This window comes from Myxococcaceae bacterium JPH2 (assembly GCA_016458225.1).
Classification (GTDB): domain Bacteria; phylum Myxococcota; class Myxococcia; order Myxococcales; family Myxococcaceae; genus Citreicoccus.
In genome coordinates, this window is the sequence record JAEMGR010000021.1 from 14,838 (window position 1) to 39,722 (window position 24,885).

Annotated in this window: 29 protein-coding genes and 1 pseudogene; 20 read left to right on the forward strand and 10 right to left on the reverse strand. The window is 69.5% G+C overall.

The window, feature by feature from the left end:
• Positions 1-3: 3 nt before the first annotated feature.
• Complete coding sequence (locus tag JGU66_26650) at positions 4-1,128, forward strand: aminotransferase class I/II-fold pyridoxal phosphate-dependent enzyme (GenBank protein ID MBJ6764367.1); 1,125 nt, start codon at positions 4-6, stop codon at positions 1,126-1,128.
• A gap of 33 nt (positions 1,129-1,161) precedes the next feature.
• Complete coding sequence (locus tag JGU66_26655; GenBank protein MBJ6764368.1) at positions 1,162-1,806, forward strand: hypothetical protein; 645 nt, start codon at positions 1,162-1,164, stop codon at positions 1,804-1,806.
• A 21-nt stretch (positions 1,807-1,827) separates the two neighbouring features.
• On the opposite strand, the gene JGU66_26660 is transcribed toward JGU66_26655, so the two are convergent.
• From JGU66_26660 to JGU66_26670, 3 genes are all read right to left on the reverse strand, one after another.
• Positions 1,828-2,298, reverse strand: coding sequence for a carboxymuconolactone decarboxylase family protein (locus JGU66_26660; protein ID MBJ6764369.1), 471 nt, complete (start codon positions 2,296-2,298; stop codon positions 1,828-1,830).
• Positions 2,299-2,429: 131 nt separating this feature from the next.
• Positions 2,430-3,944: a PLP-dependent aminotransferase family protein gene (locus JGU66_26665; GenBank protein ID MBJ6764370.1), complete on the reverse strand. Its 1,515-nt coding sequence runs from the start codon at positions 3,942-3,944 to the stop codon at positions 2,430-2,432.
• A 326-nt stretch (positions 3,945-4,270) separates the two neighbouring features.
• Positions 4,271-4,660, reverse strand: coding sequence for a VOC family protein (locus JGU66_26670; protein MBJ6764371.1), 390 nt, complete (start codon positions 4,658-4,660; stop codon positions 4,271-4,273).
• 156 nt (positions 4,661-4,816) lie between these two features.
• Between JGU66_26670 and JGU66_26675 the strand changes: the two genes are divergently transcribed.
• Positions 4,817-5,830 (forward strand): putative sulfate exporter family transporter, encoded by a 1,014-nt coding sequence (locus JGU66_26675; GenBank protein MBJ6764372.1) that lies wholly within the window; start codon positions 4,817-4,819, stop codon positions 5,828-5,830.
• Positions 5,831-5,858: 28 nt separating this feature from the next.
• Here the strand turns inward: JGU66_26675 and JGU66_26680 are convergent, their stop codons facing one another.
• A complete protein-coding gene (locus JGU66_26680; protein MBJ6764373.1) occupies positions 5,859-6,773 on the reverse strand; it encodes a LysR family transcriptional regulator in 915 nt (304 codons plus the stop codon).
• 69 nt (positions 6,774-6,842) lie between these two features.
• Here JGU66_26680 and JGU66_26685 point away from each other — a divergent pair, with 69 nt between their 5' ends.
• From JGU66_26685 to JGU66_26720, 8 genes are all read left to right on the forward strand, one after another.
• Positions 6,843-7,259 carry an EamA family transporter gene (locus tag JGU66_26685; protein MBJ6764374.1) on the forward strand — a complete coding sequence of 139 codons (417 nt, stop codon included), beginning with the start codon at positions 6,843-6,845 and terminating at the stop codon, positions 7,257-7,259.
• 276 nt (positions 7,260-7,535) lie between these two features.
• Complete coding sequence (locus JGU66_26690) at positions 7,536-7,805, forward strand: acyl carrier protein (GenBank protein ID MBJ6764375.1); 270 nt, start codon at positions 7,536-7,538, stop codon at positions 7,803-7,805.
• Complete coding sequence (locus JGU66_26695) at positions 7,802-9,199, forward strand: aminotransferase class III-fold pyridoxal phosphate-dependent enzyme (protein ID MBJ6764376.1); 1,398 nt, start codon at positions 7,802-7,804, stop codon at positions 9,197-9,199. Before JGU66_26690 ends, JGU66_26695 begins: the two co-directional genes overlap by 4 nt.
• The gene (locus JGU66_26700) at positions 9,196-9,612 is read left to right on the forward strand and encodes a thioesterase family protein (GenBank protein MBJ6764377.1); all 417 of its coding nucleotides are present in this window, start codon (positions 9,196-9,198) and stop codon (positions 9,610-9,612) included. Before JGU66_26695 ends, JGU66_26700 begins: the two co-directional genes overlap by 4 nt.
• Positions 9,567-10,091: a beta-hydroxyacyl-ACP dehydratase gene (locus JGU66_26705; GenBank protein MBJ6764378.1), complete on the forward strand. Its 525-nt coding sequence runs from the start codon at positions 9,567-9,569 to the stop codon at positions 10,089-10,091. The genes JGU66_26700 and JGU66_26705 overlap by 46 nt, the downstream gene beginning before the upstream one ends.
• Positions 10,085-11,206 (forward strand): beta-ketoacyl-[acyl-carrier-protein] synthase family protein, encoded by a 1,122-nt coding sequence (locus JGU66_26710; protein MBJ6764379.1) that lies wholly within the window; start codon positions 10,085-10,087, stop codon positions 11,204-11,206. The genes JGU66_26705 and JGU66_26710 overlap by 7 nt, the downstream gene beginning before the upstream one ends.
• Positions 11,203-11,787: a coronafacic acid synthetase gene (locus JGU66_26715; protein MBJ6764380.1), complete on the forward strand. Its 585-nt coding sequence runs from the start codon at positions 11,203-11,205 to the stop codon at positions 11,785-11,787. The genes JGU66_26710 and JGU66_26715 overlap by 4 nt, the downstream gene beginning before the upstream one ends.
• Positions 11,784-13,193, forward strand: a complete 1,410-nt coding sequence (locus JGU66_26720; GenBank protein ID MBJ6764381.1) for an acyl--CoA ligase — start codon at positions 11,784-11,786, stop codon at positions 13,191-13,193. The genes JGU66_26715 and JGU66_26720 overlap by 4 nt, the downstream gene beginning before the upstream one ends.
• A gap of 26 nt (positions 13,194-13,219) precedes the next feature.
• On the opposite strand, the gene JGU66_26725 is transcribed toward JGU66_26720, so the two are convergent.
• The 4 genes from JGU66_26725 to JGU66_26740 all read right to left on the reverse strand — a co-directional run bounded on the left by JGU66_26725 (position 13,220) and on the right by JGU66_26740 (position 14,877).
• Positions 13,220-13,549 (reverse strand): hypothetical protein, encoded by a 330-nt coding sequence (locus JGU66_26725; GenBank protein MBJ6764382.1) that lies wholly within the window; start codon positions 13,547-13,549, stop codon positions 13,220-13,222.
• A 41-nt stretch (positions 13,550-13,590) separates the two neighbouring features.
• Positions 13,591-13,833, reverse strand: a complete 243-nt coding sequence (locus tag JGU66_26730; GenBank protein MBJ6764383.1) for a hypothetical protein — start codon at positions 13,831-13,833, stop codon at positions 13,591-13,593.
• An 86-nt stretch (positions 13,834-13,919) separates the two neighbouring features.
• Entirely contained in the window at positions 13,920-14,183 is a 264-nt protein-coding gene (locus JGU66_26735) for a hypothetical protein (GenBank protein MBJ6764384.1), read from the reverse strand.
• Complete coding sequence (locus JGU66_26740) at positions 14,173-14,877, reverse strand: thioredoxin family protein (GenBank protein MBJ6764385.1); 705 nt, start codon at positions 14,875-14,877, stop codon at positions 14,173-14,175. Before JGU66_26740 ends, JGU66_26735 begins: the two co-directional genes overlap by 11 nt.
• 116 nt (positions 14,878-14,993) lie before the next feature.
• Between JGU66_26740 and JGU66_26745 the strand changes: the two genes are divergently transcribed.
• The 9 genes and pseudogenes from JGU66_26745 (at position 14,994) to JGU66_26785 (ending at position 22,259) form a co-directional block, all read left to right on the forward strand.
• Positions 14,994-16,205 carry a helix-turn-helix domain-containing protein gene (locus JGU66_26745; GenBank protein MBJ6764386.1) on the forward strand — a complete coding sequence of 404 codons (1,212 nt, stop codon included), beginning with the start codon at positions 14,994-14,996 and terminating at the stop codon, positions 16,203-16,205.
• 65 nt (positions 16,206-16,270) lie between these two features.
• Entirely contained in the window at positions 16,271-16,783 is a 513-nt protein-coding gene (locus tag JGU66_26750; GenBank protein MBJ6764387.1) for an ester cyclase, read from the forward strand.
• Between the two features lie 813 nt (positions 16,784-17,596).
• Entirely contained in the window at positions 17,597-18,019 is a 423-nt protein-coding gene (locus JGU66_26755) for a hypothetical protein (GenBank protein MBJ6764388.1), read from the forward strand.
• A 73-nt stretch (positions 18,020-18,092) separates the two neighbouring features.
• Positions 18,093-18,758 (forward strand): glutamine cyclotransferase, encoded by a 666-nt coding sequence (locus JGU66_26760; protein MBJ6764389.1) that lies wholly within the window; start codon positions 18,093-18,095, stop codon positions 18,756-18,758.
• Positions 18,759-18,991: 233 nt separating this feature from the next.
• Positions 18,992-20,383 carry a DUF2254 domain-containing protein gene (locus tag JGU66_26765; GenBank protein MBJ6764390.1) on the forward strand — a complete coding sequence of 464 codons (1,392 nt, stop codon included), beginning with the start codon at positions 18,992-18,994 and terminating at the stop codon, positions 20,381-20,383.
• A 131-nt stretch (positions 20,384-20,514) separates the two neighbouring features.
• On the forward strand, positions 20,515-20,718 hold the full coding sequence (locus JGU66_26770) for an aromatic amino acid lyase (protein ID MBJ6764391.1): 204 nt from the start codon (positions 20,515-20,517) through the stop codon (positions 20,716-20,718).
• The gene (locus JGU66_26775; GenBank protein MBJ6764392.1) at positions 20,715-21,437 is read left to right on the forward strand and encodes an aromatic amino acid lyase; all 723 of its coding nucleotides are present in this window, start codon (positions 20,715-20,717) and stop codon (positions 21,435-21,437) included. Before JGU66_26770 ends, JGU66_26775 begins: the two co-directional genes overlap by 4 nt.
• Positions 21,341-21,661 (forward strand): annotated as a pseudogene (locus JGU66_26780) (aromatic amino acid lyase). The gene JGU66_26775 and the pseudogene JGU66_26780 overlap by 97 nt, the downstream one beginning before the upstream one ends.
• Positions 21,662-21,788: 127 nt before the next feature.
• The gene (locus tag JGU66_26785) at positions 21,789-22,259 is read left to right on the forward strand and encodes an MgtC/SapB family protein (GenBank protein MBJ6764393.1); all 471 of its coding nucleotides are present in this window, start codon (positions 21,789-21,791) and stop codon (positions 22,257-22,259) included.
• A gap of 52 nt (positions 22,260-22,311) precedes the next feature.
• On the opposite strand, the gene JGU66_26790 is transcribed toward JGU66_26785, so the two are convergent.
• Together JGU66_26790 and JGU66_26795 are read right to left on the reverse strand one after the other, a co-directional pair.
• Positions 22,312-23,976, reverse strand: coding sequence for an arylsulfatase (locus JGU66_26790; GenBank protein ID MBJ6764394.1), 1,665 nt, complete (start codon positions 23,974-23,976; stop codon positions 22,312-22,314).
• Positions 23,977-24,115: 139 nt separating this feature from the next.
• Positions 24,116-24,790: a helix-turn-helix transcriptional regulator gene (locus tag JGU66_26795; GenBank protein MBJ6764395.1), complete on the reverse strand. Its 675-nt coding sequence runs from the start codon at positions 24,788-24,790 to the stop codon at positions 24,116-24,118.
• Positions 24,791-24,885 lie beyond the last annotated feature (95 nt).

The following is a 24,885-nucleotide window of genomic DNA, read 5'->3' on the forward strand; positions in this document are numbered from 1 at the left end:
CCCTTGGAGATCGCGCTCCACGAGATCGAGCCCTGGCTCATCCAGTATCAGTTCGTTCGCTACAACCTGGCCGAGAGCGGCATGGTCAACCAGACGGTGGGGCAGCTGCTGGAGGCGACCGGCGGCTCCCCCGAAGAGCTGCTGCGGCAGTCCTTCGACAACGCGGACACCCGAGGCTCGCGAGCCCTGCGCGAGGCCATCGCGGCGCTCTATGACGGCGTGGAGCCGGACGACGTGCTCGTCACCACGGGCACCAGCGAGGCGCTGTTTCTCTACTCGCACGTGCGCCACCGTCCCGGGGCCAACGTCGTGGTGCCCACGCCCGCGTTCCAGAGCCTCCCCGAGGTGCCGCGCTACCTGGGCTACGAGGTGCGCGAGCTGCCACTGAAGGTCGAGCAAGGCTTCCGCCTGGACCTGGGCGCGCTCGAGCGGCTCGTGGATGCGAACACGCGCACGGTGGTGATGAACAACCCGCAGAACCCCACCGGCATGCGCCTCACCGACGCGGAGATCTCCGAGGTCCGCCGCCTCGCGTCCAAGGTGGGCGCGGAGGTGCTCGCGGACGAGCACTACCGCTTCGTCCCCCTCGATGACGAGGCGCAGCTCATCCCCAGCCTCTACACGCCGGATGGCGGCACGGTGGCCATCGGCTCGATGATCAAGTGCATGGGCTGCGTGGGCTTGCGCGTGGGCTGGATGATTGGCCCCAAGTCGCTGCTCGATGCGTGTCGCGACTTGAAGGACTACACGACGCACACGCTCTGCTCCATGAACGACTACGTGGCCACGCAGGCGCTGCGCCACTGGCAGCCGGTGATGCGGCTGTATCGCGCGTGGGTGAAGGAGAACGTCGCGGCCTTCACCGCGTTCATGGCGCGCCACGCGGACGTGCTGGGCTGGGTGCCGCCGCAGGGGGGGCTCGTGGCGTTCCCCTATCTGCGGGATGCCTCGGTCGCCTCGGCACACCTGTCCCGGCGGCTGGTGGAGACGCGCGAGGTGTTCGTGCTCCCGGGCGAGACGTTCGGTCGGCCGGGCCACTTCCGAGTGGGCTTCGGCCTGCCGCCCGCGCGCTTCGCCGAGGCCCTGGCGCGCTGGAGTGACTTCCTCTCCGAGCGCGCCTGGAAGTAAGCCGTGGCCCTGGCGATGAAGGAGTGAAACACGATGGTGGGGCAGGGACTGGGGACGCTGCTGCTGGAGGGCGCGCTCGAATGGGTGCGGAAGCTGCCCTCGGCGCTGTCGTCCGAGGTGACAGTGGACGTGAGCCGCAAGCGGGTGCGGTTGTCGCACGCGCGCGTCGAGGCGCTCTCGCGGCAGGCGCTCCGGAGCGTGAAGTCGCTGGAGCTGCGCGAGTGGATCTCCTCACCCGGCGTCTATGACATCCGCGCGACGGTGAAGGGCTGGAAGCTGCGCGTGCAGACCACGCCGGAGCGCGTGGAGCTGGCACAAGGCCGCTACACCCTGTGGCTGCGCACCCCGGGCAAGGTGGAGCTGGAGGAATCGAGAGGCGCGTCCGCGCTGGTGATGGGCGTCTTGCGCGCGAGCGCGGGCCAGGCGGCGGTGCGCGCGCTGGCCGACAAGCTGCTGCCGCCAAACATCCGCTGGGACGGCCAGGTGCTGCGCGTGGAAGGCAGGCTGCCGAAGGAGGGCGCGCTGGCGGCCCGGCTCTTCGAGTCCTCCTCCCTGGCGATGTCGGCGGAGCACTCGCCCGAGGGACTGTGGCTGTCCGCCGAGGCGTGGCCTGGGCTGATGGACCTGCTCCAGGCCGCCTTCGGCACCGACCTTCCTCGCACGCCCCCGGGGAGTTGAGACCGCTCGCGCGGCGGCGGCTCAGCTCGTCTTCTTTCCCAGGTGCGACACGTACTGGCCCGCCTTCGAGCGGGCCGCGATGGCCAGCCGGTTCCACGCGTTGATGGTGCTCACCACGAAGGTCAGGTCGGACAGCTCCTTCGCGGAGAAGTGGCGGCTTGCCTCCGCGTAGACGGCATCCGAGGCGTGGCCCTGGGTGATGAGCGTGACGGCCTCGGTCCAGGCCAGCGCCGCGCGCTCGCGCTCCGTGTAGTAGGCGGCCTCCCGCCACGCATCGAGCCCATAGAGACGCTGCTCCGACTCGCCCAGGGCGCGGGCGTCCTTCCAGTGCATGTCGATGCAGTAGGCGCAGCCGTTGATCTGCGAAGCCCGCAGCTTGAGCAGGTGGAGCAGCGGCTGCTCCAGCCCACAGGAGTGCAGGTACTTCTCCAGGGCGAGCATGGCCTGGTATCCGCCGGGGGAGAGCTGGTCGATGGGGAATCGGGGGTCCATGGGGTCCTCGTGATTCGGCGGGGACCGGAAGGGCCCCTCGCGCTCGAACGGATGAGTAACGGCGACCGGCCGCGCGCACGAGAGCCACTTGTGCACGAAGGCGTGGGGCCACCTTGCGCGCCCCGCCCGTGTCAGTCGAGGGCTTCCGCCAACCGCCGCACGCCCATGTCGAGTTCTGGCTCCGGGACGCACGCATAGCCCAGCAAGAGCGCGTGGCGTCCCCGCGGGGCCGTTCGGAACTGTGACAGGCCGAGGGCCTGGACACCTCGCTCGGCGGCTCGGGCGCTGACCGCGAGGTCATCCGCGCCTTCGGGCAGCCAGCCCACCAGGTGCAGCCCCGTGTCCGATGGGGCCACGTCCAGGGCGCCCTTCAGCTCACGCCGCGCTGCCTCCACCAGCCGGGCCTGGCGCTTCGCGTAGAGCACGCGCATGCGGCGCACGTGGCGGCTGAAGTGCCCCTCTTGGATGAAGTCCGTGAGGACGGCCTGCTCCAACGTGGGGGACTGCACGTCCGCATACATCCGGGCCGCGGCGAACGCGTCCACCAGGGACTCGGGCACCACGAGGTATCCCAATCGAAGCGACGAGGTGAGCACCTTGCTGAAGGTGCCGCAGTAGAGGACGCGCGAGTCGCTCGCCAGTCCCTGCAACGAAGGCAGCGGCCTGCCTGCGTAGCGAAACTCGCTGTCGTAGTCGTCCTCGAACACCCACGCGTCCGTGCGGCGGGCCCACGCGAGCAGGGCCTCGCGGCGCTGGGGGCTCATCGTCACGCAGAGGGGAAATTGATTCGAGGGAGTCACCACCGCGAGGCGCGCGTCCGGGCGCAGCCGCGTGGCGGCCTCCACGTCCAGGCCCTCCGCATCCACCGGCACGGGGACGAGCGTGGCGCCCGCGCCCTGCAGTGCCCCGCGCGCCGCGAGGTAGCCCGGGTCTTCCACCCACACGGCGTCGCCCGGGTCCAGCAGCACCTGCGCCACGAGTCCGATGGCTTGTTGTGAACCATTGACGATGAGCACCTGCTCCGGGACGCAGCGCACGCCACGCGAGGTGCCCAGGTAGCTGGCGATGGCACGACGTAAGGGCAGCGCGCCGCGCACGTCCCGGTGGGCCAGCATGTCGCGCCACGAGCGCTGCCAGCGGCGGTGCAGCAGCCGTCCCCATAGCTCGCCGGGGAAGGCATCCAGCGCGGGCGTGCCCAACTGGAAGGCCCGCAGCATGGGGCGGGACCACTCGGGTCCGAAGGGTGGCGTGAGTGACGCCAGGTGGCTGCCCCGGCGAGACAGCGCGGGCGCGCGCGGATCCCTCGGTGCTCGCGGGCTGGCGCGGGCGCGGTGGAGGAGTCGCTCGGGCAGCTCGGTGGCGACGTAGGTGCCGGAGCCCGCGCGCCCCTCCAGGTATCCCTCCGCGAGGAGCTGCGCGTAGGCGTTCATCACCGTGTTGCGCGACAGGTCCAGCTCGTCCGCGAGCGCGCGCGAGGACGGCAGCCGTGAGCCCGGAGCGAGCCGCCGCTCGAGGATGGCCGAGTGCAGCGCGCGCACGAGCTGCTGTTGGAGCGGCGCGCCGGATGACGCATCCAGCACCAGCGTCGTGGCCATGAGGGCGGGGCGCTTGCGCGGTCCGCGGCGACGGGGAGCAGAGGGGCTCATGTCAGGCGAACGTTCCAGGCCGACGAGGGGCGGTCATGGGGCGGGGCGCCGCATGCACTCGCGGTGGCGAGCGCGCGGTCGCGAGGCTATTCGATGCCAGCTCGACAGCACGGGAGGATGACATGCTCTGGTGGATGTTCTGGCTGAACCCGACGCCCGCGCCCGCATCCGCACGCAACCGGAAGTCGGAGCGAGAGCCCTCGCGAGAGGCGACCCCGAAGCGCCCGAGGCGGAAATCTCCACGCGGTCGCATCCCCGCGGCCGTCCCGCCGAGGAAGGCCCGCGTCCCCCGCGAGGCCACTCGGCCCTGAGTGTCGCGATGCCCTCTAGCGGCCCTCTCCGTCCCACACGTTCGCGCGCCCTTCCAAGGGGCCGTGCTGGGGGCGGACGACGCAGAAGCGGTGACCGGTGGGCGCCTCCATCACCCACCAGCGCTTGACGTACGCGATGCGCCTGGCGCCGAGTGCTTCCAGTCGCTCCACCTCGGCGTCCAGGTCGTCTGCCTCGATGTCCAGGTGGATGCGGCTGGGGTGGTCCACGCGCTGGAGCAGCAGGCCGGGTTCATCTCCGCGCGGGGCCAGCTCGCGATACGTGGGGCTGTCCGGGGACGCGGGCGTCGCGGGGCGACCGAGCGCCTGACTCCAGAAGGTGGTCGCGGCGTCCAGGTCCTGCGTCTGACAGTCGATGACGAAGTTCGAGAGGCGGCTGTGGTGCAAGAAGTTCCTCCGGTGTTCGGTCGAGGCGCGTCCTCGGGCGGGGGAGAGGGATACACCGGATGGGCCTGCGCGTGGGACCCGAGCCATCCAAAATGCTGATGGCGCATCCCACCTTGTGTCTGGTTTCGCGAGCCCCCCGGCCGCACCTTGGCTCGCATGCGTCCCTCCGATTGGGTGTCCTCCGAGTCCGTTGAGCCTCCCTGTCCCACCGCACCGCCCGCGAGCCGCCTGGGCCGCGTGCTGGTGCCCCTGGGTGCGGCCGTGTGCCTGCTGCCTTTCGTGTCCACCTCCATGGCGCTGGTGGCGGGGCTCGTCGTCGCGGTGACGGTGGGCAATCCCCATGCGGCCCTCACTCGGCGGGCGACGCAGGCGCTCCTGTCCCTCTCCGTGGTGGGGCTGGGCGCGGGCATGGACCTGCGCGCCGTGGTGGCGGCGGGAGCGCACGGCGCGGGGGACACGGTGGTGGGCATCGCGGTGTGCCTGGCGCTGGGCGCGCTGCTGACTCGGCTGCTCCGCGTGGTGCCGGGGACGGGCTTGCTCATCAGCGTGGGCACGGCCATCTGCGGGGGCAGCGCCATCGCCGCGGTGGCGCCGGTGCTGCGCGCGAAGGATGACGAGGTGTCGGTGGCGCTGGGCACGGTGTTCCTGCTCAACGCGGTGGCGCTGCTCGTCTTCCCCGTCGTGGGGCGCGCGGTGGGGCTGGACGCGGAGCGCTTCGGCCTGTGGTGCGCGCTGGCCATCCACGACACCAGCTCCGTCGTGGGCGCCGCGATGAGCTATGGGCAGAGCGCCCTGGCCGTGGCCACGCCCGTCAAGCTGGCGCGCGCGCTGTGGATCGTCCCGCTCACGCTGGGGTTGGGACTGTGGCGCTCTCGCCGAGACGGCGGTGGGGCCGCGTCCGCGGGACGGGCGAAGCGTCCCTGGTTCATCCTCGGCTTCCTGGGCGCGGCGGCGCTGGTGACGGCGGTGCCGGTGCTTCGGCCCGTGGGGCAGGGCGTGGCGGCCGTGGCGCGCCAGACGCTGGTGCTGACGCTGTTCCTGATTGGCGCCAACCTGACGCGCGGTGCCCTGCGCGCGGTGGGCCTGCGTCCGCTCGTGTTGGGCGTGGTGCTGTGGGGGGTGATGGCCAGCGCGAGCCTGGGCGCGCTCGTCTCGGGCCTCATCGCCTGAGCCGTCCCCTGCGCCATCCCCTGAGCCATCAGGGCAACAGGAGCGGTGGCGCGAGGCGCGCGTGTCGCAGGAAGCGCCCCGCGATGCCGGAGGGCGCGTCCACCGGCAGGGCCCACGACAGGGCCCGTGGGATGTGCAGGCCCGGAATGGGCAGCACGCGCAGGCGCCCCTGGGCCAGCTCCGCCTGGATGCTCCAGCGCGACAGGAAGCCCACGCCCAGGCCCAGCGCCACCGCGCCTTTGATTGCCTCGGTGCTGCCGAGCTGGAGGTCTCCGGACCTCGCACCTCGCCTCACGCCCTCGCGCCGCAGCGCTCGCTCCAGCACCGCGCGCGTTCCCGAGCCTGGCTCGCGCCACACGAGCGGCACGGTGCGCAGCGCCTGCACGTCCCGCACGCGTTGGAGCGAGGCCGGCGCGCGCGCCGAGACGACGGGCACCAGCTCATCCTCCAGATAGCGCTCCAGTCGGATGCCGGCGGCGCGGGCGTGGCCCTCCACGAGCCCCAGCGGGACGCGCCCCTCGGTGAGCCACCCCAGCACCTGCTCCGTGTTGCCCACCTCCAGGCGCACCGTGAGGCCCGGGTGCCCGGCGAGGAAGGACGCGAGCAACTCCGGCACCACCGAGCTGGCCAAGGTGGTGCTCGCGGCCAGCGCCAGCTCGCCCGTGAGGTCCTCCGTCGCGGGCGCGAGCGTCAGCGCGGCCTCCTCCAGGAGCTCGTGCATGCGCCGCGCGTAGTCCAGCAGCACGCGCCCCGCTTCGTTGACGCGCACCCCACGGGCGGTGCGCACGAGCAGGGGTTGTCCACACTCCCGCTCCAACTGTCGCACCTGCGCCGTCACCGCGGGCTGGGACAGGTGCAAGAGCCGCGAGGCGGCGGACACCTGCCCCGTGGTGGCCACCACGCGGAAGGTCTCCAGTCGGCGAGGGTCGAGACGGACGGACACGGGGGCCTCTCACGAAGATGCGCTGCGGCAAGCATGCTATGGGCGCGAGGCGCGCATCCGGAGGAAGTCATGAGCTGGCTGTTCTATGCCCTGCTGTCGGCGGCCTTCGCGGCGGCCACCGCCATCCTGGCCAAGGTCGGCGTCGAGGGCGTCCCGTCCACGCTCGCCACCGCGCTGCGCACCGTGGTGATTCTCGTCTTCGCCTGGGGCATCGCGTTGACGCGCGGCGAGCACCACGCCCTGCCCACCCTCAGCCGCCGCACGCTCCTCTTCCTCGCGCTGTCCGGTGTGGCCACGGGCCTGTCGTGGCTCGCTTACTTCCGCGCGCTCCAGCTCGGCCCCGCCTCGCGCGTGGCGCCCATCGACAAGCTGAGCCTCGCGCTCACGCTGGTGCTCGCGGTGACGTTCCTGAAGGAACCGTGGAGCTGGAAGCTGGTGCTGGGTGTGTTGCTCATGGTCGCCGGCGCGCTGCTCACGTTGAAGTAGTCGCGCCAATCACAATCCAATCAAGTTTTTGCAGGGATGCTGCTCTCGGCGGCTTTGTGCTGTTTGCCGGGTATTGTTGAATTGAGAAACATGGTAGACGGTGCAAGTCTTATCGAGGAGCGCCATGCGCGATTTGAAAGACTTCCTGGGGGCGGGTGGGGGGCAACTTCAAATCGTTCGAGACCTGAGGCGCCCGCCTGGCGCGGGTGACCGGTCCGCCGTGAGGCGGCGTCCGTCAGCTTTGGCTTCACCATCCCTGGAAGGAAGGTTCGAGTCATGCAGGAAGAGCTGACATCCGCCCTCAAGAAGATGCTGGTGACGAGTCTGTTCGTCGAGACGCCGGAGGCCCAGATTGGAGAGGACGACGGGCTCCAGTCCGTCCTCGGGCTCGACTCGGTGGGTTTCCTCGAGCTGCGCGTGCTGTGCGAGGAACGCTTCCATGTGCGCATCACGGATGAGGACTTCAATCCGGATAACTTCCGCACGGTTGGAAAGCTGGCGTCATTCATTACCCAGCTCAAGTCCTCTCAGGAGAGCGCGGCGTGAACGCGCCGACTCCTGGCGCGAGGCTCAGCCCGGATGAACTGGATCGCCTGCGCGCCGGCATGGCGTTGCAGATGGACCATTATGGCGGTGGGCGACTGCCTTTCGCCTGTCTGCAAGCCAAGGGGCTCGTGCAGCACTTCGCGGCCTTGGAGGGCGCGGAGGCGGGGCGGGTCTGGGAGGTGCTGGACGCGAGCGGGGGCTACGCGAGCGCATGTCTGGGCGCGGGCCATCCGCGCATCCAGGAGGCCCTGCGCGAGGGCCTGGAGCGCGCGGGCTACGTGACGGACGAGCTGGGCTCGCTGGAGCGGACCCGGCTGCTCTCGGATCTCTTCGGGCCCGGTGGCCGCTGGGCGGACCGGTTCCCGGCGGAGCAGTACCACGCGAGCGGTCGCAACTCGGGCTCCGAGGGATTGGAGCTGGCGCTTCGGCTGGTGTTGGAGTCGGGGTTCGATCGCCGCCGACTCGCGCCCCGCGCGGGCCGCGAGGAGCGGCGCACGGTGCTCGCCTTCGAGGGGGCGTGGCACGGGTGGACGGGAGGACTCGTCAGCCTGCTCAACCGGCGCCACTACCGCGTCGGCCTGCCCCCGGTGAGCCCCGAGCCGCCGCATGGGCTCGACGTGGCCTTCCTGCCCTTTGGTGAGCTGGAGCACCTGGAGCGCTTCTTCGTGGAGCAGGGGCGCAAGCTGTCCGCGGTGTTCGTCGAGCCCATCCAGGGCGACGCGGGCATCCTCGTCCCGCCCGCGGGCTATCTGCGCCGGCTGGCAGCGCTCTGCCGCGAGTACGAGGTGCTGCTGGTCGCGGACGAGGTGCTCACCTTCGCCAAGACGGGCCAGTTCTTCGGGATGACGGACGCCGAGGGCCCCATCCCCACGGACATCACCGTCATCGGCAAGAGCCTGGGCATGGGCGTGGTGTCCACGTCGATGGTCATTGCCCGGCGCGAGCTGTCCGTGCGCTCCAGCGGCGCGGTGTCCACCTCGGACCTGCGGCCGTTGACGTGCGCGGTGATTCGCCACGGCTTGCAGCACCTGGTGGACGAGCGCTTGCTGGAGCGCGCCGCGCCGCTGGGTGAGGAGCTGCGGGCTCGACTGCGGCGCGACGTGGTGGCCGCGTTCCCGGACCTGTTCCGCGAGGTGCGAGGCCTGGGCTACATGAACGGCGTCGAGCTGACCGAGCCCGCCGCCAACGCGCTGTCCTCGCTGCGCCACAAGCTCCTCGAGTCGGGCGTCTTCGTGGAGTTCATGGCCGGCGCGGGTCGTCGCTCGCGGGGCCTGCGCTACCTGTATCCGGCCATGCGCGTGGCACCGCCGCTCATCGCGGGCGAGCCGGACGTGCGCGCCATCGTCGAGCGCATCCACGAGGGCACGCGCCGGTTCGTGGAGACGCGTCCGTGAGGGACGGCCCGCTGCGCCACCGGGTCGAGCACGTGGATACGGACGCGTCCGGCGTCGTGCACTTCTCGCGCTATGCGTCGCTCGTGGAGACGGCGGCGCTGGACGAGCTGGAGCGCCGCGGCGCCGGACTGGAAGTGCTGGAGGCGCACGGCCTGGACCTGCGTGTGCGGGACTTGCGCATCACCTATCGCGCCCCCGCGCGCTTTCGGGACTGGGTGCTGCTCATGCCCGGGGTCGAGCATGTGGGGCCCGCGAGCATCAAGGTCGCCGTGAAGCTCTACCGCGAGGACGCCGGCCCCGAGCCGGTGCTGCTCGCCACGGGAAGTCTGGACATGGCCGTCGTCAACCGCGAGAGCGGAGGTCCTGCATGCATTCCGGAAGCGCTGCGAGCCGAGTTCAAGCCAGTGCCTTGAGCGAGGTGGAACGGCAACCCAAGCCGCTGGGCTTCACGGCCCTGCGTCAGTGGCTGCGGCATCGCCACCCGATGATTCTGTTGGACCGCATCGTGGACCATGAGCCGGGGAAGTTCCTCGACGCGCTCATCTCCATCTCTGGCAACACCGACTGCATCGCGGGGCACTTCCCCGAGCGCGCCATCTACCCGGGCAGCAACCTCATCCAGGCCTTCGCCCAGGCGGGCATCATCCTGTACCAGATGAGCACGTCGATGCTCGCCGAGGACGAGCTGACGCTGATTGGCTCCGTGGAGGCGCGCTTCCTCAAGGTCGTGGTGCCGGGCGACCAGGTGCTGTTGCGCGTGCAGGTCAACCGCCTCGCGGGCGGACTCTTCACCTACTCGGGCAAGGCGATGGTGGGGACCACGCGCGTGGCGGCGTTCCGCGCGAGCCTCGTGCGCAGCAAGGTGTCGGAGCTGGGCTCGCCGCTATGGTAGCGCCCGTCGCCGTGACCGGAGCCGCGTGGCGCACCGCGCTCGGCGACGGGCTCGGCGAGGTGTGGCACCGGCTGCTGGCGGGCGATGACGGCTTCGTGGACGTGGCCTCGCCGCACCGGCTGCGCAACGTGCGAGCGGCGGTGATTGCCTCGCTGCCGGAGGCGCCCGCCGAGCGCCTGCGTGCGCTGGCGGTGGACACGCTCCAGCGGGCGGCGCGCGAGGCAGGTATCGATGTCCGTGCGCCTTCCACGCGCCTGGTGCTGGGCACGAGCCTGGGGGCCTTCCTGGACGACGCGTCCGAGCGCGAGGCGCCCCTGCATGCCTGGGCGGATGACGTGGCGAGCACGGTGGGCGCGGGCGCGCGGCCCGTGGCGCTGTCCACCGCGTGCTCCTCCGGCTCGGATGCCATCCTGGTGGGCGCGCAGCTCATCCGTGGAGGACTCGCGGAGGTCTGTGTCTGCGGCGGGGTGGACATCCTCACGCCGAGCAAGCGGCTGGCGCACTCGGCGCTGTCCACGATGACGCCCTCGCGTCCGCGCGCGTTCGATGTGCGGCATGACGGCATGCTGCTGGGCGAGGGCGCGGGCTTCCTCGTGCTGGAGTCCGTGGCGCACGCGCAGGCGCGTTCGGTGACCCCGTGGGCGCTGTATCGCGGCGGTGGGTCCGCCAACGACGCGGCGAGCATGACCTCGCCCGACCCGAGCGCGGCAGGTGCGCGGCTGGCGATGCTTCGCTCGCTGGAGGACGCGGGCCTCGCTCCTGGCGACATCGGGCTCGTCAATGGGCACGGCTCGGCCACGCCGGTGAACGACCGCGCGGAGCGTGACGCGTTCAAGGCCGTGTTTGGTGAGGGGCCCGGGCCGCTCGTCTTCGCCACCAAGGGGAACTTCGGGCACACGCTGGGGGCCACGGGCGCACTGGAGGCCATCGCGCTCATCCTCGGGTTGCGCGAGCAGGTGGCTCCGCCCATCGCCGGGTTGGAGGAGCCGGATCCGGCGTTCCCCTTTCCGCTCCCCGTGGGCCGAGCGGTGCGCCATGCGGCGCGCTGCGGGCTGAGCCTGACGCTCGGCTTCGGGGGCTTCGACACCTCGCTCGTCTTCGAGGTTCCGCGATGAGTTCGCCATCCGTGGGACACGCCTCCATCGTGCTGCGCGGGAGCGCGTGCGTGAGTGGTGCGCGGCCGAATCCCTACGCCGCGCGAGTCAAGGGCACGGTGCGCTACGCCGACCCCATGTCCTGGTCCCTGGTGATGGCCATTGGCGAGGCCATTGCCCCGCTCGGCGATGACTTCCAGGCCTGGGCCACGCGCTGCTCGCTCATCCAGGTGGGGCCCGCGGGTCCGCCCGAGGCCATGGCCCAGGTAGCAAGCGACGCCCTGCGCGGCTTCGCCTCGCCCGTGCGCTTCCCCTCCGCGACGCCGAGCGCGCCCGCCGGATTGGCGTGCATCGTTCACGGCATTCGAGGGCCCACCCTGGCGTTGACCTTGCCGGTGGAAGAGGCGGTGACGCTGGCGCTGCACCTGTCCTCGGATTGGTTGTCGCGGGGCGTGGTGGAGGGCGCGCTCATCGCGGCGCCGCTGCCCTCGGGGGTGGGCGCTCCCACGGCGGGCTGTGTCCTCTTGGCGCGAGGAGAGGGGCCAGCGGTGGACGTGGCGCGCGTGACGCGTGCGCTCCGAGAGGGGACGGCGTTGCCATGAGCGAGCCCCTCTCGGAGTTGTCGGGTGTGCCCCTCGCGGTGCTTCAGCGCTTCGTGGATCGCATCCGCGACCTGACGGACTCCGAGACTCGGGGGACTCGCGTTCTCGAGCAGCTCGCCGCGACGTGGCGGGCGCGCGGCCTGCGCCCTGGCGAGGTCGTCCTCCTCGCGTTGCCCAACGGCGCGGAGCTGGTGGCGCAGGTGTTCGGTGTGCTGCTGGCGCGAGGTGTCCCCGCGCTGGTGTCTCCCGCGTCGCCGCAGGGCAGGCAGATGGCCTTGGTGGATGCGCTCCCCGCGCGCGCATTGGTGGCGATGCGGCGTCCGGCCGCGCAGGCCAGCCGGGTGGAGCGCTTCGAACTGGGAGCGGCCGAGGTCGCGCTGTTCCCAGATGAGCAGCCGCCCGGTGCCGAAGCGGGTGAGATGGTGCTCCTCACCTCGGGGACGTCGGGCTTCGCGAGCGGCTGTGTGTTCGACCTGTCGGCGCTGTTTCGCAACGCGCGCCGCCACGCGGACTCGGTGGGGCTTCGCGCCGGGGACACGGTGCTGGTGAACCTGCCACTCTACTTCTCCTACGCGATGGTCGCCCAGGTGTTTGGCGCGCTCGTGTGTGGCGCGGACCTGGTCATCAGCGGTCCGCCATTCCAGCCCGCCGCGTATGTGCGGACCTTGAGCGAGCACGCCGTCACGGTCTCCGCGCTGACGCCCATCCTGGTGCGCGCGCTGCTCCAGCGGGGCGAAGCCTTTCCCGAGGGCCTGCGCTCCCTGGGCGTGGGCGGAGACGTCCTCTCTCCGGAGCACGTGGCGGGGCTGCTGCGGCAGCGTCCTCGGGGCGAGCTGTATCTGACGTATGGATTGTCGGAGGCGGGGCCGCGCGTGGCGACGCTCTCGGCGCATGTGGAGCCCGCGCATCGCTTCGCTTCGGCGGGACTGCCGTTGCCAGGGACGCAGGTGTCCTTGGTTCCCCGCGTGCCGGAGGGGCAGAAGGAGTTGTACGTCGCCTCGGACACGGTGATGAAGCGCCGCATCGGCGTCGTGGAGGGAGAGAAGCGTCACTCGCTCCGCGCGCCGGGCCTGTTGGCCACGGGCGACATCTTCGAGCAGGACGACGACGGCTATCTCTACTTCCAGGGGCGGCTGTCGGACTTCCTCATCAAGGGCGGCGAGAAGATCTGCATGGCCTCCATTCGGAGGCTCGCCACCACGCTGCCAGGCGTGCTCACCGCGAGGACGCAAATCGTCGCGGGCGAGGAAGGGGATGACTACGACATGGTCCTGACGGTGGCGGAAGCCTCGGGGGCCACGGATGCGCTGGCGGGCGAAGTGTCTCGACTCTTGCGATTGGCGGAGCGACCGCGTCGCGTCCAGGTCGTTGCGGCGGATGGCGCCACGGCCTCTCTTCACAAGTAGAGACCGTGGCGCGCGAGGGGGCGGTGTTACTCCACGCCGCCAGGGGTCCACGTGCCCCACTTGCAGAGGTTGGTGGAGTTGACGCAGTAAGGCTCGGTCAGGCTGCCATTGCTGTTGAAGCCACCCAGGCAGCAGACCGTCCAGGGGCTGCCGCAGACTCCCGCGTGACAGATGGGGCGGCAGCCTCCATCCACGCAAGTCCATCCCGAACCACAGGTCCCGTTCGCGGTACACATGGGGAGTTGTTGAGTCGTCGAACTCAACGGCTCATCCGGCGTGAGCTCTGCCTCCGATGGGCCACACCCCACCGCGAACAATCCCATCGACAGCACCACGGCGATGAATCCTGAGCGCATGTGGACTCCTGCGAGTGAGATGGAAATGCCGCGGCCCGTTCCTATGGACACAGGTTTTGATTGCACCGCAGGAAGGTGGCGTCGCACTTCGCCTCAGCGGCTTCCGTGGTGGCATTGCTCAAACACCGCTGGTAGCTGCTGAAGCACGGCTCACAGGTGCTCATCTCCCGCACCTCCGAGGGCCCTCCCGTCTCATCTGGCGTGACGTCTCCCTCGGGGGAGACTCCACCTCCGCACCCGCACAGCAACGCCGCCGCCAGCACTCCCGTCAGAATGCTTCGCATGCATGCTCCTTGGTTTTGGAACGCTCGCCGGTGTTCGAGCCGTCAAAGCATACCACGAAACACTCTCAAGCTGGAGCGGCGTCAGGTCAGGCCATGCGTGGCTGTGATTTCGCGCGGAGGTGCGCTCGGACCCCTCGGTACAGGAGGACCCCGAGCGCAGACAGGGCGACCACGATGCCCATGGGGCGCAGCGCCATCCCGATGATGCGAGCAATGCCCGCCGTCATCCCCATCACGGACAGGGCTGCCGCGATGCACAGCGGGCACTTGGGGAGAAGCGCCACCAGCAACCCGAGCGTCAGGGAGACGAGGGACGCGCGCTTGCCACGGGGGCGCTCGTTACCGTCCATACTCGTCTCGGCGGCGCAACCAAGACATGGGGTGGCCCGAGGGATTCTCATCGCGTCCCTTGGGGAGCAGGTCGATGAGCTGATAGGCGGCGTTCACTCTCTCGATGCCGCGCGCGAAGGTCGAGTAGGTGTGGAAGACCGCTCCGCTGGAGTCCTTCGAGAACACGCTGAACCCAGGCATGTCGGGCTGGTTGTGCTGAAACGGGCTGTAGTTGTAGGTGGCCGTTCCGCGCGCGACGTCGTCGGGTGTGAAGGACACCTGGAAGTCGAAGTTGAAGGTGCTGTCGTGCGACGACACCCACTTGAAGCGCCAGCCCATGCGCTGCTGATACTTCTGGAGTTGCTCCAGGGGCGCCCGCGAGATGGCGAGGAACGTCGCGTCACGCGCTTGGACGTGGTCGAAGACTCCGTTGAAGGAGTCCGCCCAGAAGCTGCAGCTCTTGCACCCGACGTCCCACTCGGGCGCGAACATGAAGTGATAGACGATGAGCTGGCTGCGTCCGGCGAAGAGCTGGGAGAGCGTCTCGCGTCCGTTGGGGCCTTCGAACGCGTAGTCCGTCTCCACGCGGAGCCAGGGCATCTCTCGGCGAGCCGCGCTCAGCTCGTCGTTCATCTGCGTGAGGGCCTTCTCCTTGGCGAGGAGTTCCTTGCGCGCGGCCAGCCACTCACTTCTCGACTCTGTCTTGACGTGCATTGCGGTGAAACCTCCGCTGGGAAGTGACCGCTGATGTACCGAGGCGGAGCGTTCAGGAGGGAGTAACAAAACCGGCGGGCTTCCCAACCTCGGAGGGCTGGTCGAGGATGCGCGGCATGGATGGGGTCGTCACCGAGGCGGCAAGGGCACTGCGGGCGGGAGATCCGTTGGGCGCGCTCAAGCGCGTGGCCCTGCGCGAGGACGCGCAGGCACTGGCCCTCCGGGGCGTGGCGATGGCGCAGTTGGGGGACTTCTCCAAGGCGAGTCAGTTGTTGCGCCGGGCCGCGCGCGCATACGGCTCACGGGAGGTGCTCGCGCGGGCACGGTGTGCGCTGGCCGAAGCGGAGGTGGCGCTCGCGGCGCGTGAGCTGAAGGGGCCGGATCGGGCGCTTGCCGCCGCGCTGCGCACGTTCACGGAGCATGGCGACGCGGACAACGCGCGCTACGCCCGATTGCTCCAGGCGCGGCGCGCGTTGTTGTTGGGGCGCATCGACGAGGCTGCCCGGGCGCTCAAGGCGCTGGAGCCTCGGGGGGCCTCGGCGATGGCCGTGGCGGTGACAGGTCTGTTGGAGTTCGAGGTGGCGTTGCGCCAAGGGTCGGTATCGAACGCGCGTCGGGCCTTGGACCGAGGCTGGGCCGCCGCGACGCACGCGCGGATCCCCGCGCTTCGAGCGGAGTTCGAGCACGCCGAGCGACTCCTGGTGATGCCCGCCGCGAGGCTCCTGGAGAAGGGCAGTGCACGGCCGCTCGTCTTGAAGGACGTGGAGGCGGTGCTGGCCTCGGGGCAGTTCGTGGTGGACGGGTGTCGGCGTCTCGTGCGCCAGGGCCCGGACTCGGTCGCGCTGGCCTCCCGGCCGGTGCTGTTCGAATTGCTCCGAACCTTGGCGGAGGCCTGGCCGGGCGCGGCGGCGCGAGACGTGTTGATTGCGAATGCCTTCGCCGTGAGGACTGCGAACGCCACGCATCGGGCAAGGTTGAGGGTCGAGCTGGGACGGCTGCGTACGTTGTTGCGAGGGCTCGCCGAGGTTCGAGCGACGCCGGAGGGATACAGTCTGTCATTGGAGGGAACGCAAGAGGTGAGGCTCCTCGCGCCTCCTGTGGAGGGACCGGACGCGGCGGTATTGGCATTGCTGTCCGACGGGGAGCACTGGTCGACCTCGGCGCTCGCGCTCGCGCTGGGGGCAAGCCAGCGAACCGTTCAGCGTTCCTTGGTGGCACTGGAGGACTCTGGGCGGGTGCACCGACTGGGGCGCGGGCGTGCGCTGCGTTGGGGCGCGCCACCCGTCAGCGACTTCACGACCCTGCTCCTGTTGCCGGCGCTGCCCTGAGGGCAGGCACCGGCATGTCGGATTCATACAAGACGCAGGGGCGGCCAGAAGGGACAGTGGGGTGCATGCCGCGCTCCCTGCTGCTGTCCTGCATCTGTCTGATGACTGCGTGTGCCACGCCTCGTATTGAAAGGGCCTCCACCGTGCCGACCGACCCCAAGGCCGCTGCGCGACGCTTCTACGCGACGCTCGAAACCGCGATCCATACGGGCAATGTCTCGCTGCTCGATGACCTCCTGCTCCCGGACGTCATCGACCACAACCCGGATCCGAACATGAAGCCCGGGCGCGAAGGCATCAAGGCGGCGTTCGCGGGCCTCCGCGCGGCCTTCCCCGATGTGCGGTTCCAAGTGGAGGAGGTGTTCTCGGAGGGAGACAAGGTCGCGTGTCGCGTAACGACCCATGCGACGCACCGAGGCCCATTCCTGGGGTTCGCGGCGACCGGCCGCCCCATCGCCTACTCCGTCATCGACATCCTGCGATTCACCGCCGATGGCAGACTCATCGAGCGTTGGGGACTCGTCGACGAAGCCAGCCTGAGGCAACAGCTCAGCGCGGGTCCTGCTCCGGCCCACTGAACTCAACAGGTTCCCTCTCAGGGACGCCCTTTCGAATTCGCGGTGTCCGGCCTGACCTGATGTCGATGGGGATTGTTCCTGTGGACAGACTGTCAGTTCCTTTGGCTATGGGGGCATCTCGCCCCTGGTCTCTGGGGCCTCAATTCCAAAGGGAACCTGTGATGAAGCACTGTGGGGTGGCAGTGCTCTTGCTGCTCTCTGGCTGTGCGCCTGGGAGCCGCTACGTGCAGCAGGGCATGGGGAAGAGGTTCGGTCGAGACGCGAATGGGGCCGTCTGGGTTCGTGGCCCATGGCCAGAAATTCAGCCATCCACCGATGTGGATGACGTCATTGATCAACTGTGTCCAGCCATCATGAGACTTCCCAATGCAAGGGATGGTGATTGGGGGCAGGAGTACTGGGGTGCCCTCTATTCACTGGGCGACGGTATCTACTCCGCGAGCTATGGATCTCCTCTGGGCCCGTCGGTCTTGGTGGGAGCCTCGAAGCGCAAGCAGTGCAGTCCTCCACGGGCCGTGCTCGACTCGCGTGGGAGGACAATGCCCCTTGGCGACTTTCACAGTCATCCCTGGGCGCCCTCGGAGATGTCATCCGAAGATCGGAGGAAGGAGCTTCAGCGCTTCGTCATCCGGATCCAGTTCGATACGTCCTGTCGCGTCCTGAAACTGGTCCCCTATGTCAATGAGTCGAGGCCTGGAGAGGTGTACGTCCGTGATGGACGGAAGTGGGTCCTGATTGGACACAGTCGGAACGAAGACAAGGCGAGTGGGCGCATAACGTCCATCGATGAGCGATAGGTTTCGAGGTCGCATGATGCCCCGCGCTGCGCTGCTGTGGCTCGTGCTGTTGTCCGGGTGTTCGCTCTTCCGTGGCGCGCCTCGGCCCGTTCACGCGCCCGCTGAAGAGGCTGCGAAGGTCCAGTTCCCTCGCGACCTTCCGCGAGAGGGACTCCTGGAGGTGCCCGGTCCGATAGCGGCCGCCATCAGCCTCGCCATGGAGGACTTTCGGCCACTCGGGACGAAGCCTCACGCGGGGGCCACGCCACTCGAGCAGTGCCTGTATCGCCGAGAGGCGTTCGATGTGGCCGCTGCGCCCGGGCCTGAGGGCATCGTCTACGTTCAGTTCTCCTTCAGCCCGAGCCACTGCGCAGAACACGAGCGAGACATCGTCCTGGACATGGGCGCCACGTATGCCGTGGACGTCCGGACGTGGCGCATCCTGGCGGTCCAGAGATAGGGCCGCGATTCGCGCCAACTTTGTTACTTCCTCCGTCGTGGTGCCTCGGTTAGATGGGGCCGAGGAGCGCCCAATGGACAAGCCCCGCGACGACGAGGACACGCAGCCGGCCGAACTCCTTCGCGAGTACGGCCCCTTCTCCGGGCCCCCCTTCGTTCATGGCGTCACCCACGATGGCGAGCATGTCTGGTTCGCCAACGGCGAGTCACTTCGCGCCATGGACCCCGTGACGGGCAACCTGGAGCGCTCCTTCACCGTTCCCTGCGACGCTGGCACCGCGTTCGATGGCGAGCACCTCTTCCAACTCGGCGAAGGGTGCATCCGGAAGCTCGACCCCAAGACGGGCCGGGTCCTCAAGACCTTGCCCGCTCCAGGCCAGGTCCAGGCCTCGGGCCTCGCCTGGGCCGAAGGCTCGCTCTGGATGGGGCAGTACCGGAGCCGCACCATCCTTCAGGTGGATCCAGAGACCGGCGCGGTCCTGCGCACCCTCCAGTCGAATCGCTTCGTCACCGGCGTGACGTGGGTGGACGGCGAGCTGTGGCACGGCACCTGGGAGGACGGCGCGAGCGAGATTCGCCGCATCGACCCCGATGACGGCCGCGTGCTCACCCGCTTGTCCATGCCCGAGGGCAAGAACGTCTCAGGGCTCGAATCCGACGGCCGAGACACGTTCTACGCAGGCGGCGGCGCGAGCGGAATGGTGCGCGCCGTGAAGCGCCCCTCGCGCCCTCGCCGCTGAAGCCGGAGTGACGCCTGCGTCCTCGTGGGCGCGGCGCCTGCGCCAGGGGACGGAGCGAGCGCCTGACGAGCGGCCTGCCCGTCGTTGCGTGGGCGAGTGCCCGCTCCCAGCATCAGCTCCATCACACGTCTCGGCCCTGCGCGGGCGGCTGAGCGCTCGAATGTTCCCGCTGCTCGCTCCTTCCGGGGCCTCGTCATGGCGCGGCTTCGGAGGTCACGGAGGAACCGTCCAGGATGGGCACCCAGGTGCTGCCTCGACACAGGGCTCGGTCCGGGCGTGTCTCCCGGGCTCGGGCCTCCGTCCTCTCTCCGTTCCGTGGGTGGGTGCGCCATCGGTTGGGGTTCCAGACCTTGCTCGGCGCGGGCGTGGGCGCCTTCCTGGGCGTCCTCCTCGTGAATCCTCCCGGCCCCGTGGCCCGCGTGCTGAGCGGAGTGGCGTGGCAGGCGACCGCTCCCGAGGCGCGGCAGATGCTCTCCACCGTGCTGGGCATCGCGCTGACCTCGCTGAGCATCGTCCTCTCGCTGTCGATGATTGTCGTGCAGAGCGCGGCGGGGCAGTACTCCCCGCGCTTGCTGCGCCACTTCGTGCACGGCGTGGGCTTTCGCTGGGTCATCCCCGTCTTTGTCGCCACCAGCGTCTTCTGTCTGGTGTCGGCCCACATGTTCGGGTTCATCGAGACCGATGCGCGTGCGCCTCGCCCAGCGCTCGCCGTGGCGCTCCTGCTGCTCGTCGTCTGCGAGGTCGCGCTCATCGCGCATGTGCTGCACATGCTCCAGCTCATGCGCGTGGAGAACCTGACCCGGCTCGTGCGCGAGGACACGTTGGAGGTGGCTCGGAAGCTCGAACTCTTGCGCGTGGATGACGTGGAGCCGCCACCTCCCGCCAGTCCGCGCCCGCGTGGAGCGTGGTCCCTGCGGAGCCCACGCGACGGCTTCATCGCCACCGTCGATGCACATGCGCTCCTGGCCGTGGCCGAGTCACACCGGCTGATGGTCCATCTGGAGCGCGCCGTAGGGGAGCCGGTGGTGCAAGGAGAGGCCCTCGGCTGGGTCGAAGAGGAAGGCCCGCCGGCGCGACGCGAGGAGCCCTCGTCCCGGCTGCTTCACGCCATTCGGTTGGACCATTGGCGAGACGGCGACATGGACATCGCCTTGGGCGTGCGCCAGTTGGTGGACGTGGCGGTCAGGGCGCTGTCCCCTGGCGTCAACGACCCGTACACCGCGGTCGAAGCCGTGGATCAACTGACGTTCCTCCTGTGTTCGTTGAGTCAGCTGCGGCTGGGGCGCCGGGTGCTGGCGGATTCAGCGGGAGTCCCTCGGGTCTACCTGCAGGGACTCTCCTTGGGGGACTACCGGGAGTTGGTCACCGACCCGACCCTGCGCTACGGCGCCAGCGAGCCCGCCGTGGTGCTGCGGCTGCTGCGAATGGTGGCGGCCATGGGGCAGCGCTCGCGTGAGGCCTCGGAGCGCGAGGCGACTCCGGACGTGTTGCGGTCCATCCTCGCGGCCGCCGAGCAGGCAAGCCCCGGCGCGCCCTGGCTGCCGCTGTTGCACCGGCATGCGCAGGCATTGTTGAGCGCGCTCCAGGGCGCGCCCTGGCCGCCCATCCCAGCCATCGGCTTCTGAGCACTTCTCCCAAACCTTCGAGCCATCCGCTGGCGCAGGGCCTTCCCGCATCCCGTGATGCGCTGCACGTTGCCCGTCTTTCCCTGTGCCAGGGACTGGAGGTCCGCTGCGGCGGAGGGGGAGGGTCTGGCATGCCGGCCTACCAACGACTGGACTCGGTCACGCTCGGCCCACGGTTGGGGCTGACGGAGTTCATGGCCGTTGGGCGGGCTGGTGCGCGGGTCGTCTTCTCCGAGGACTACCGACGGCGCGTGGAGCGCTCCCGCTCCCTCATCGACAAGGCCATCCACGAGGACCGGGTCATGTACGGGGCGACCACGGGGTTGGCTCGCTGAGCACCCAGGCCATTGGGGCGACGGAGGCGGAGCAGCTCCAGCGCAACATCGTGGTGTCTCACGCGACGTCCGTGGGGAGCCCCTTCAGTCAGGAGGAGGCGCGCGGCACCATGCTGATGGTGTTGCAGAACCTGGGGCAGGGCCACAGCGGGGTGCGCCTGGAGCTGCTGGAGACGCTGCGAGGAATGCTCGACCGCGACCTGACTCCCTGGATGCCTCGCGAGGGCTCCGTGGGCTATCTGACGCCCGAGGCCCATCTGGCCCGGGTGGTGATGGGCGACGGTCGCGCGTACTGGGAGGGCGCGTTGCTATCAGGCCGAGAGGCCATGGCTCGGGCAGGACTCTCTCCGCTGGCCCTTCGCGCCAAGGAGGGCCTGGCGTTGATCCGCGGCACCACCGCGGTGACCGCGCTGGGGGCGGTGGCGCTGCATGACATGCTTCAGGCGGCCAAGAGCGCGGACATCATCGGCAGCGTCTCCCTGGAGGCACAGCGGGGCGTGATTCAGGCCATGGACACAAGGGCCATGGGGGTGCGCCCTCATCCCGAGCAGGCCGCCACCGCCGCCAACATTCGCGCGATGCTGAAGGACTCCGCCGTCCTGGCCACTTCGCGGGGAGCCGCTTGCAGGATGCCCTGTCCCTGCGCTGCATCCCCCAGCTCCACGGCGCCGCGAAGAAGATGTTGCGCGACGCCAAGGCCCCCCTCGAAGTCGAGCTGAACTCCTGCTGCGACAACCCCGTCGTCTGGGACGAGGACGGAGACGCGGGGGTCCTTTCCACCGGCAACTGCGACTTCTCCTACGTGGGCCTCGCCATGGACGGCGGGGCCATCGCCGCGACCATGTTGGCGAAGATGTCCGAGCGCCGGAACAGCCGCTTCCTCGACGAGAACCTGTCTGGCTATCCGGCCTATCTGGTGAAGACACCCGGACTCCACTCCGGCCAGCTCGTGGACCTGGTCGAGGAGACTGTTGGCGCGTTGCAATCGCTTCGATTGGCTCTCGCTTGCGAGCGTGCCGGGCGAGCCCCAGCTTTGGCGCCGGAGTCCGGGCTGGAGGCGGGAGGGGAAAGTGGAGCGCGTGGACCTGCTCGTGCGACTGCTCGTGGCGGGAGGCGCGGGCATCGTCCTGGGCCTGCCGTATCGCAAGCGACCGGGCGGTGTGCGGACCCATTACCTCGTCACGCTGGGCGCCGCGCTGTTCTGTTCCGCGGGCGCCAATGTGGTGGGACCGAAGGCCCAGGAGACGCTGCGCATCATCCAGGGCGTCGCGTCTGGCATTGGCTTCGTGGGCGCCGCCAGCGTGCTCAAGCGAGGGAGCGCCATCTTCGGCATCACCACGGCCGCCTCCATCTGGATCGCCGCGGCGGTGGGCTGCGAGGCCGTGCTGGGCAGCCCCGTGCTCGCGGGCCTCGTGGCCGTGGTCATCGCGCTGTCGAACCTGCTGTTGAGTTTGCTGGAGCGCCGCGTGTTCCATCGGCGGAGGGTGATGAGCGAATTCCAGGACGAGGTCCCCACCCCGAAGCCACCCTGTCAGGACTGACAGGAGGCACCGCGAGACGCGGTGCCTCCCGAGAGGCCGCTCGCCTCGGACCTCAGGCGTGGCTCTGCTGGAGTCGGTGCAGTGCCTTCTCGATTTCCTGCGCGAGGTTCATCACCTGGTCGCTGACCTCGGCCTTCCCCGCCGTCCGCGTCTCCTTCATCTTCTCCTTCACCTGTTCCTTGAGGGGCCCGATGCTCAAGCTGCCCGGGGCCTGGCTGGGGACGTAGTCGAGGAGGCTCTGGGCGAAGCGCTTCACGAGCGCCTGGGCGGGCACGAAGAGGAACATCCGCTCGCCGTACCATTGCGTATAGAGCCCGGAGTAGAGCCCCTCCTCGAACGGGTCCGAGCGCAGGTTGATGAGGTAGGGCCAGGCGGGGTTGAAGCGCTTGCCGCTGAACCACATGTCCGGACCATGGCCATCCTGGTAGCTGAAGATGACCTTCCAGTCGTCGTAGCGCACGGCGGCGATGTTGCCGCTGTCGAGCACGTAGATGAACTCGTGCCGCTTCCCAGGGCCTTGGCCTGACAGCAGCTCGCGTTGGTCGTACCCGTCCAGATGGACGCGGAAGGTCTTGTTGCCCACCTTGAAGCCCTGCTTGCACTTCTCCGCGAGGTCCGTGGGCCCGCCCGCCGCGGCGACGAGCGTGGGCATCCAGTCCTCATGCGCGAAGATGTCGTTGACGACGGTGCCCGGAGGGATGACGCCCGGCCAGCGTGCGACGCACGGCACGCGGACCCCGCCCTCCCAGGTGGAGCCCTTCTCGCCTCGGAACGGCGCGTTGCCGCCATCGGGCCAGCCCATCTTCTCCACGCCGTTGTCGGTGGAGAACACGACGAGGGTGTTGTCCGCGATGCCCAGTTCATCCAGCTTCTTCAGCAACAGGCCGACCTGATCATCCAGCTCGGTCATCGCGTCCGCGTAGAGCCCCTTGCCCGTCTTGTTCCGATACTTCTCCTGCAAGAACGTCCACACGTGGGTGCGCGTGGAGTTGTGCCAGAGGAAGAAGGGCTTGCCCTCCTGGACGGCTCGCTCCATGAAGGACAGCGACGAGGCGACGAACTCCTCGTCCACCGTCTCCATGCGCTTCTTGGTGAGCGGTCCGGTGTCGACGACCTTCTGCCGGCCCACGCGTCCCCAGCGCTCCTCCTCGGTCGGGTCATCCCGGTCGGTCGCCCAGCTGTGCAGCACGCCGCGCGGGCCGAAGCGCGCCTTGAACGCCGGGTCCTTGGGGTAGTCAGGGCACTCGGGCTCGTTCTCGGCGTTGAGGTGGTAGAGGTTCCCGTGGAACTCGTCGAAGCCGTGCACGGTGGGCAGGTAGCGATTCGAGTCGCCCAGGTGGTTCTTGCCGAACTGCCCGCAGACGTAGCCCAGTGGCTTGAGCATCTCCGCGATGGTGGGGTCCGAGTCCTGGAGCCCGTAGTCCGCGCCCGGCATGCCGATGGTGGTCAGCCCCGTGCGCAGCGGATTCATCCCGGTGATGAACGCGGCGCGGCCCGCCGTGCAGCTCTGCTGGCCGTAGCAGTCCGTCATCAGCGCGCCCTCTCGGGCGATGCGATCGATGTGGGGCGTCCGGTAGCCCATCATCCCCTGGTTGTAGGCGCTGATGTTCCACAGCCCGATGTCGTCGCCCCAGATGACGAGGATGTTCGGCTTGCGTCCCGCCTGCTTGGCGGCGTGACCGTTGCCATTCGTCTTGGGTTTGCCGTTGCCTGACATTGCGCGCGCTCCAGTGGCTCGAGAGAGGATTCCCGTCCACGGAAGGGTGGGCGGGGGTGGGGCCTCTGACGAGCCGTCCTCCAGGGTGAAGGGGCGCGTTCGCGGCTGACTGCCCTCTGTACCGCCGCGGCGCCTGGCTTCAGCGAGCGAGCATGTTGGCCAGACTCCGGGGGGAGTACCCGGCGAGGCGGACACACGTTCGCGTCAGGTGGGCCTGGTCCGCGAAGCCCGCGCTCGCGGCGGTGTCCGCCAGATGACCTGCGCGGAACAGGGGCAGGGAGCGCAGCAACCGACGCCACAGCAGCCAACGTCGCAATGAGATGCCCACCCGGGCATGGAACAGCTCGGACACGTGGCCCGGTGAGAGGCGCAGGCCGCGCGCGAGTTCAACCAGCGACCGGGGCTCGCTGTCCTCCAGGGTGTCCAGGAGTCGTGCAATGCGCCCGTCACCCACCGGTGCGGGTCCCGTGGGAAAGAGGCGGGCCGCGAGCGCCTCGGCCCTTCGCGGTGTGTCATGCGAGGGGTGGGCCGCGAGGCTCACTGCCTCCGCCAGGACCGCGGGGTCGGTGATGGCGAAGGGTTGGGATGGCAGCGAGGCCTGGACCGTGGCGCGGTGGCGATCCGCGTCCAGTACCACGCTGAGCAGGGGCCCCTCGCAGCGTGTGACATGCGGCACGTCTCGCGGCACGACGACGATGCGCCCGCGCGTGGTTCCTTCGGCATGCCGCACCGTCACGACATCGTCCAGGCCCACGAGCAGGGCGGTGCCCCACTGCCGGTGGGGCGCGGTCTGCGTTCGCGGTGAGCCGAGCACGAAGACACCAGCGTGAGGTTCGAGGAAAAGGAACGGTGCGAGGTGCATGCATCCGAAGAGCGTTCAAGCCCAGACGAGCCTGAAAACGTCACCCT

Excerpts from the sequence above, each read along its gene's own strand:
- JGU66_26655 (MBJ6764368.1), top strand. The coding sequence starts at position 1,162 with ATGGTGGGGCAGGGACTGGGGACGCTGCTGCTGGAGGGCGCGCTCGAA.
- JGU66_26660 (MBJ6764369.1), bottom strand. The coding sequence starts at position 2,298 with ATGGACCCCCGATTCCCCATCGACCAGCTCTCCCCCGGCGGATACCAG.
- JGU66_26665 (MBJ6764370.1), bottom strand. The coding sequence starts at position 3,944 with ATGAGCCCCTCTGCTCCCCGTCGCCGCGGACCGCGCAAGCGCCCCGCC.
- JGU66_26675 (MBJ6764372.1), top strand. The coding sequence starts at position 4,817 with ATGCGTCCCTCCGATTGGGTGTCCTCCGAGTCCGTTGAGCCTCCCTGT.
- JGU66_26685 (MBJ6764374.1), top strand. The coding sequence starts at position 6,843 with ATGAGCTGGCTGTTCTATGCCCTGCTGTCGGCGGCCTTCGCGGCGGCC.
- JGU66_26690 (MBJ6764375.1), top strand. The coding sequence starts at position 7,536 with ATGCAGGAAGAGCTGACATCCGCCCTCAAGAAGATGCTGGTGACGAGT.
- JGU66_26705 (MBJ6764378.1), top strand. The coding sequence starts at position 9,567 with ATGCATTCCGGAAGCGCTGCGAGCCGAGTTCAAGCCAGTGCCTTGAGC.
- JGU66_26710 (MBJ6764379.1), top strand. The coding sequence starts at position 10,085 with ATGGTAGCGCCCGTCGCCGTGACCGGAGCCGCGTGGCGCACCGCGCTC.
- JGU66_26715 (MBJ6764380.1), top strand. The coding sequence starts at position 11,203 with ATGAGTTCGCCATCCGTGGGACACGCCTCCATCGTGCTGCGCGGGAGC.
- JGU66_26720 (MBJ6764381.1), top strand. The coding sequence starts at position 11,784 with ATGAGCGAGCCCCTCTCGGAGTTGTCGGGTGTGCCCCTCGCGGTGCTT.
- JGU66_26725 (MBJ6764382.1), bottom strand. The coding sequence starts at position 13,549 with ATGCGCTCAGGATTCATCGCCGTGGTGCTGTCGATGGGATTGTTCGCG.
- JGU66_26730 (MBJ6764383.1), bottom strand. The coding sequence starts at position 13,833 with ATGCGAAGCATTCTGACGGGAGTGCTGGCGGCGGCGTTGCTGTGCGGG.
- JGU66_26735 (MBJ6764384.1), bottom strand. The coding sequence starts at position 14,183 with ATGGACGGTAACGAGCGCCCCCGTGGCAAGCGCGCGTCCCTCGTCTCC.
- JGU66_26740 (MBJ6764385.1), bottom strand. The coding sequence starts at position 14,877 with ATGCACGTCAAGACAGAGTCGAGAAGTGAGTGGCTGGCCGCGCGCAAG.
- JGU66_26745 (MBJ6764386.1), top strand. The coding sequence starts at position 14,994 with ATGGATGGGGTCGTCACCGAGGCGGCAAGGGCACTGCGGGCGGGAGAT.
- JGU66_26750 (MBJ6764387.1), top strand. The coding sequence starts at position 16,271 with ATGCCGCGCTCCCTGCTGCTGTCCTGCATCTGTCTGATGACTGCGTGT.
- JGU66_26755 (MBJ6764388.1), top strand. The coding sequence starts at position 17,597 with ATGCCCCGCGCTGCGCTGCTGTGGCTCGTGCTGTTGTCCGGGTGTTCG.
- JGU66_26760 (MBJ6764389.1), top strand. The coding sequence starts at position 18,093 with ATGGACAAGCCCCGCGACGACGAGGACACGCAGCCGGCCGAACTCCTT.
- JGU66_26765 (MBJ6764390.1), top strand. The coding sequence starts at position 18,992 with ATGGGCACCCAGGTGCTGCCTCGACACAGGGCTCGGTCCGGGCGTGTC.
- JGU66_26770 (MBJ6764391.1), top strand. The coding sequence starts at position 20,515 with ATGCCGGCCTACCAACGACTGGACTCGGTCACGCTCGGCCCACGGTTG.
- JGU66_26790 (MBJ6764394.1), bottom strand. The coding sequence starts at position 23,976 with ATGTCAGGCAACGGCAAACCCAAGACGAATGGCAACGGTCACGCCGCC.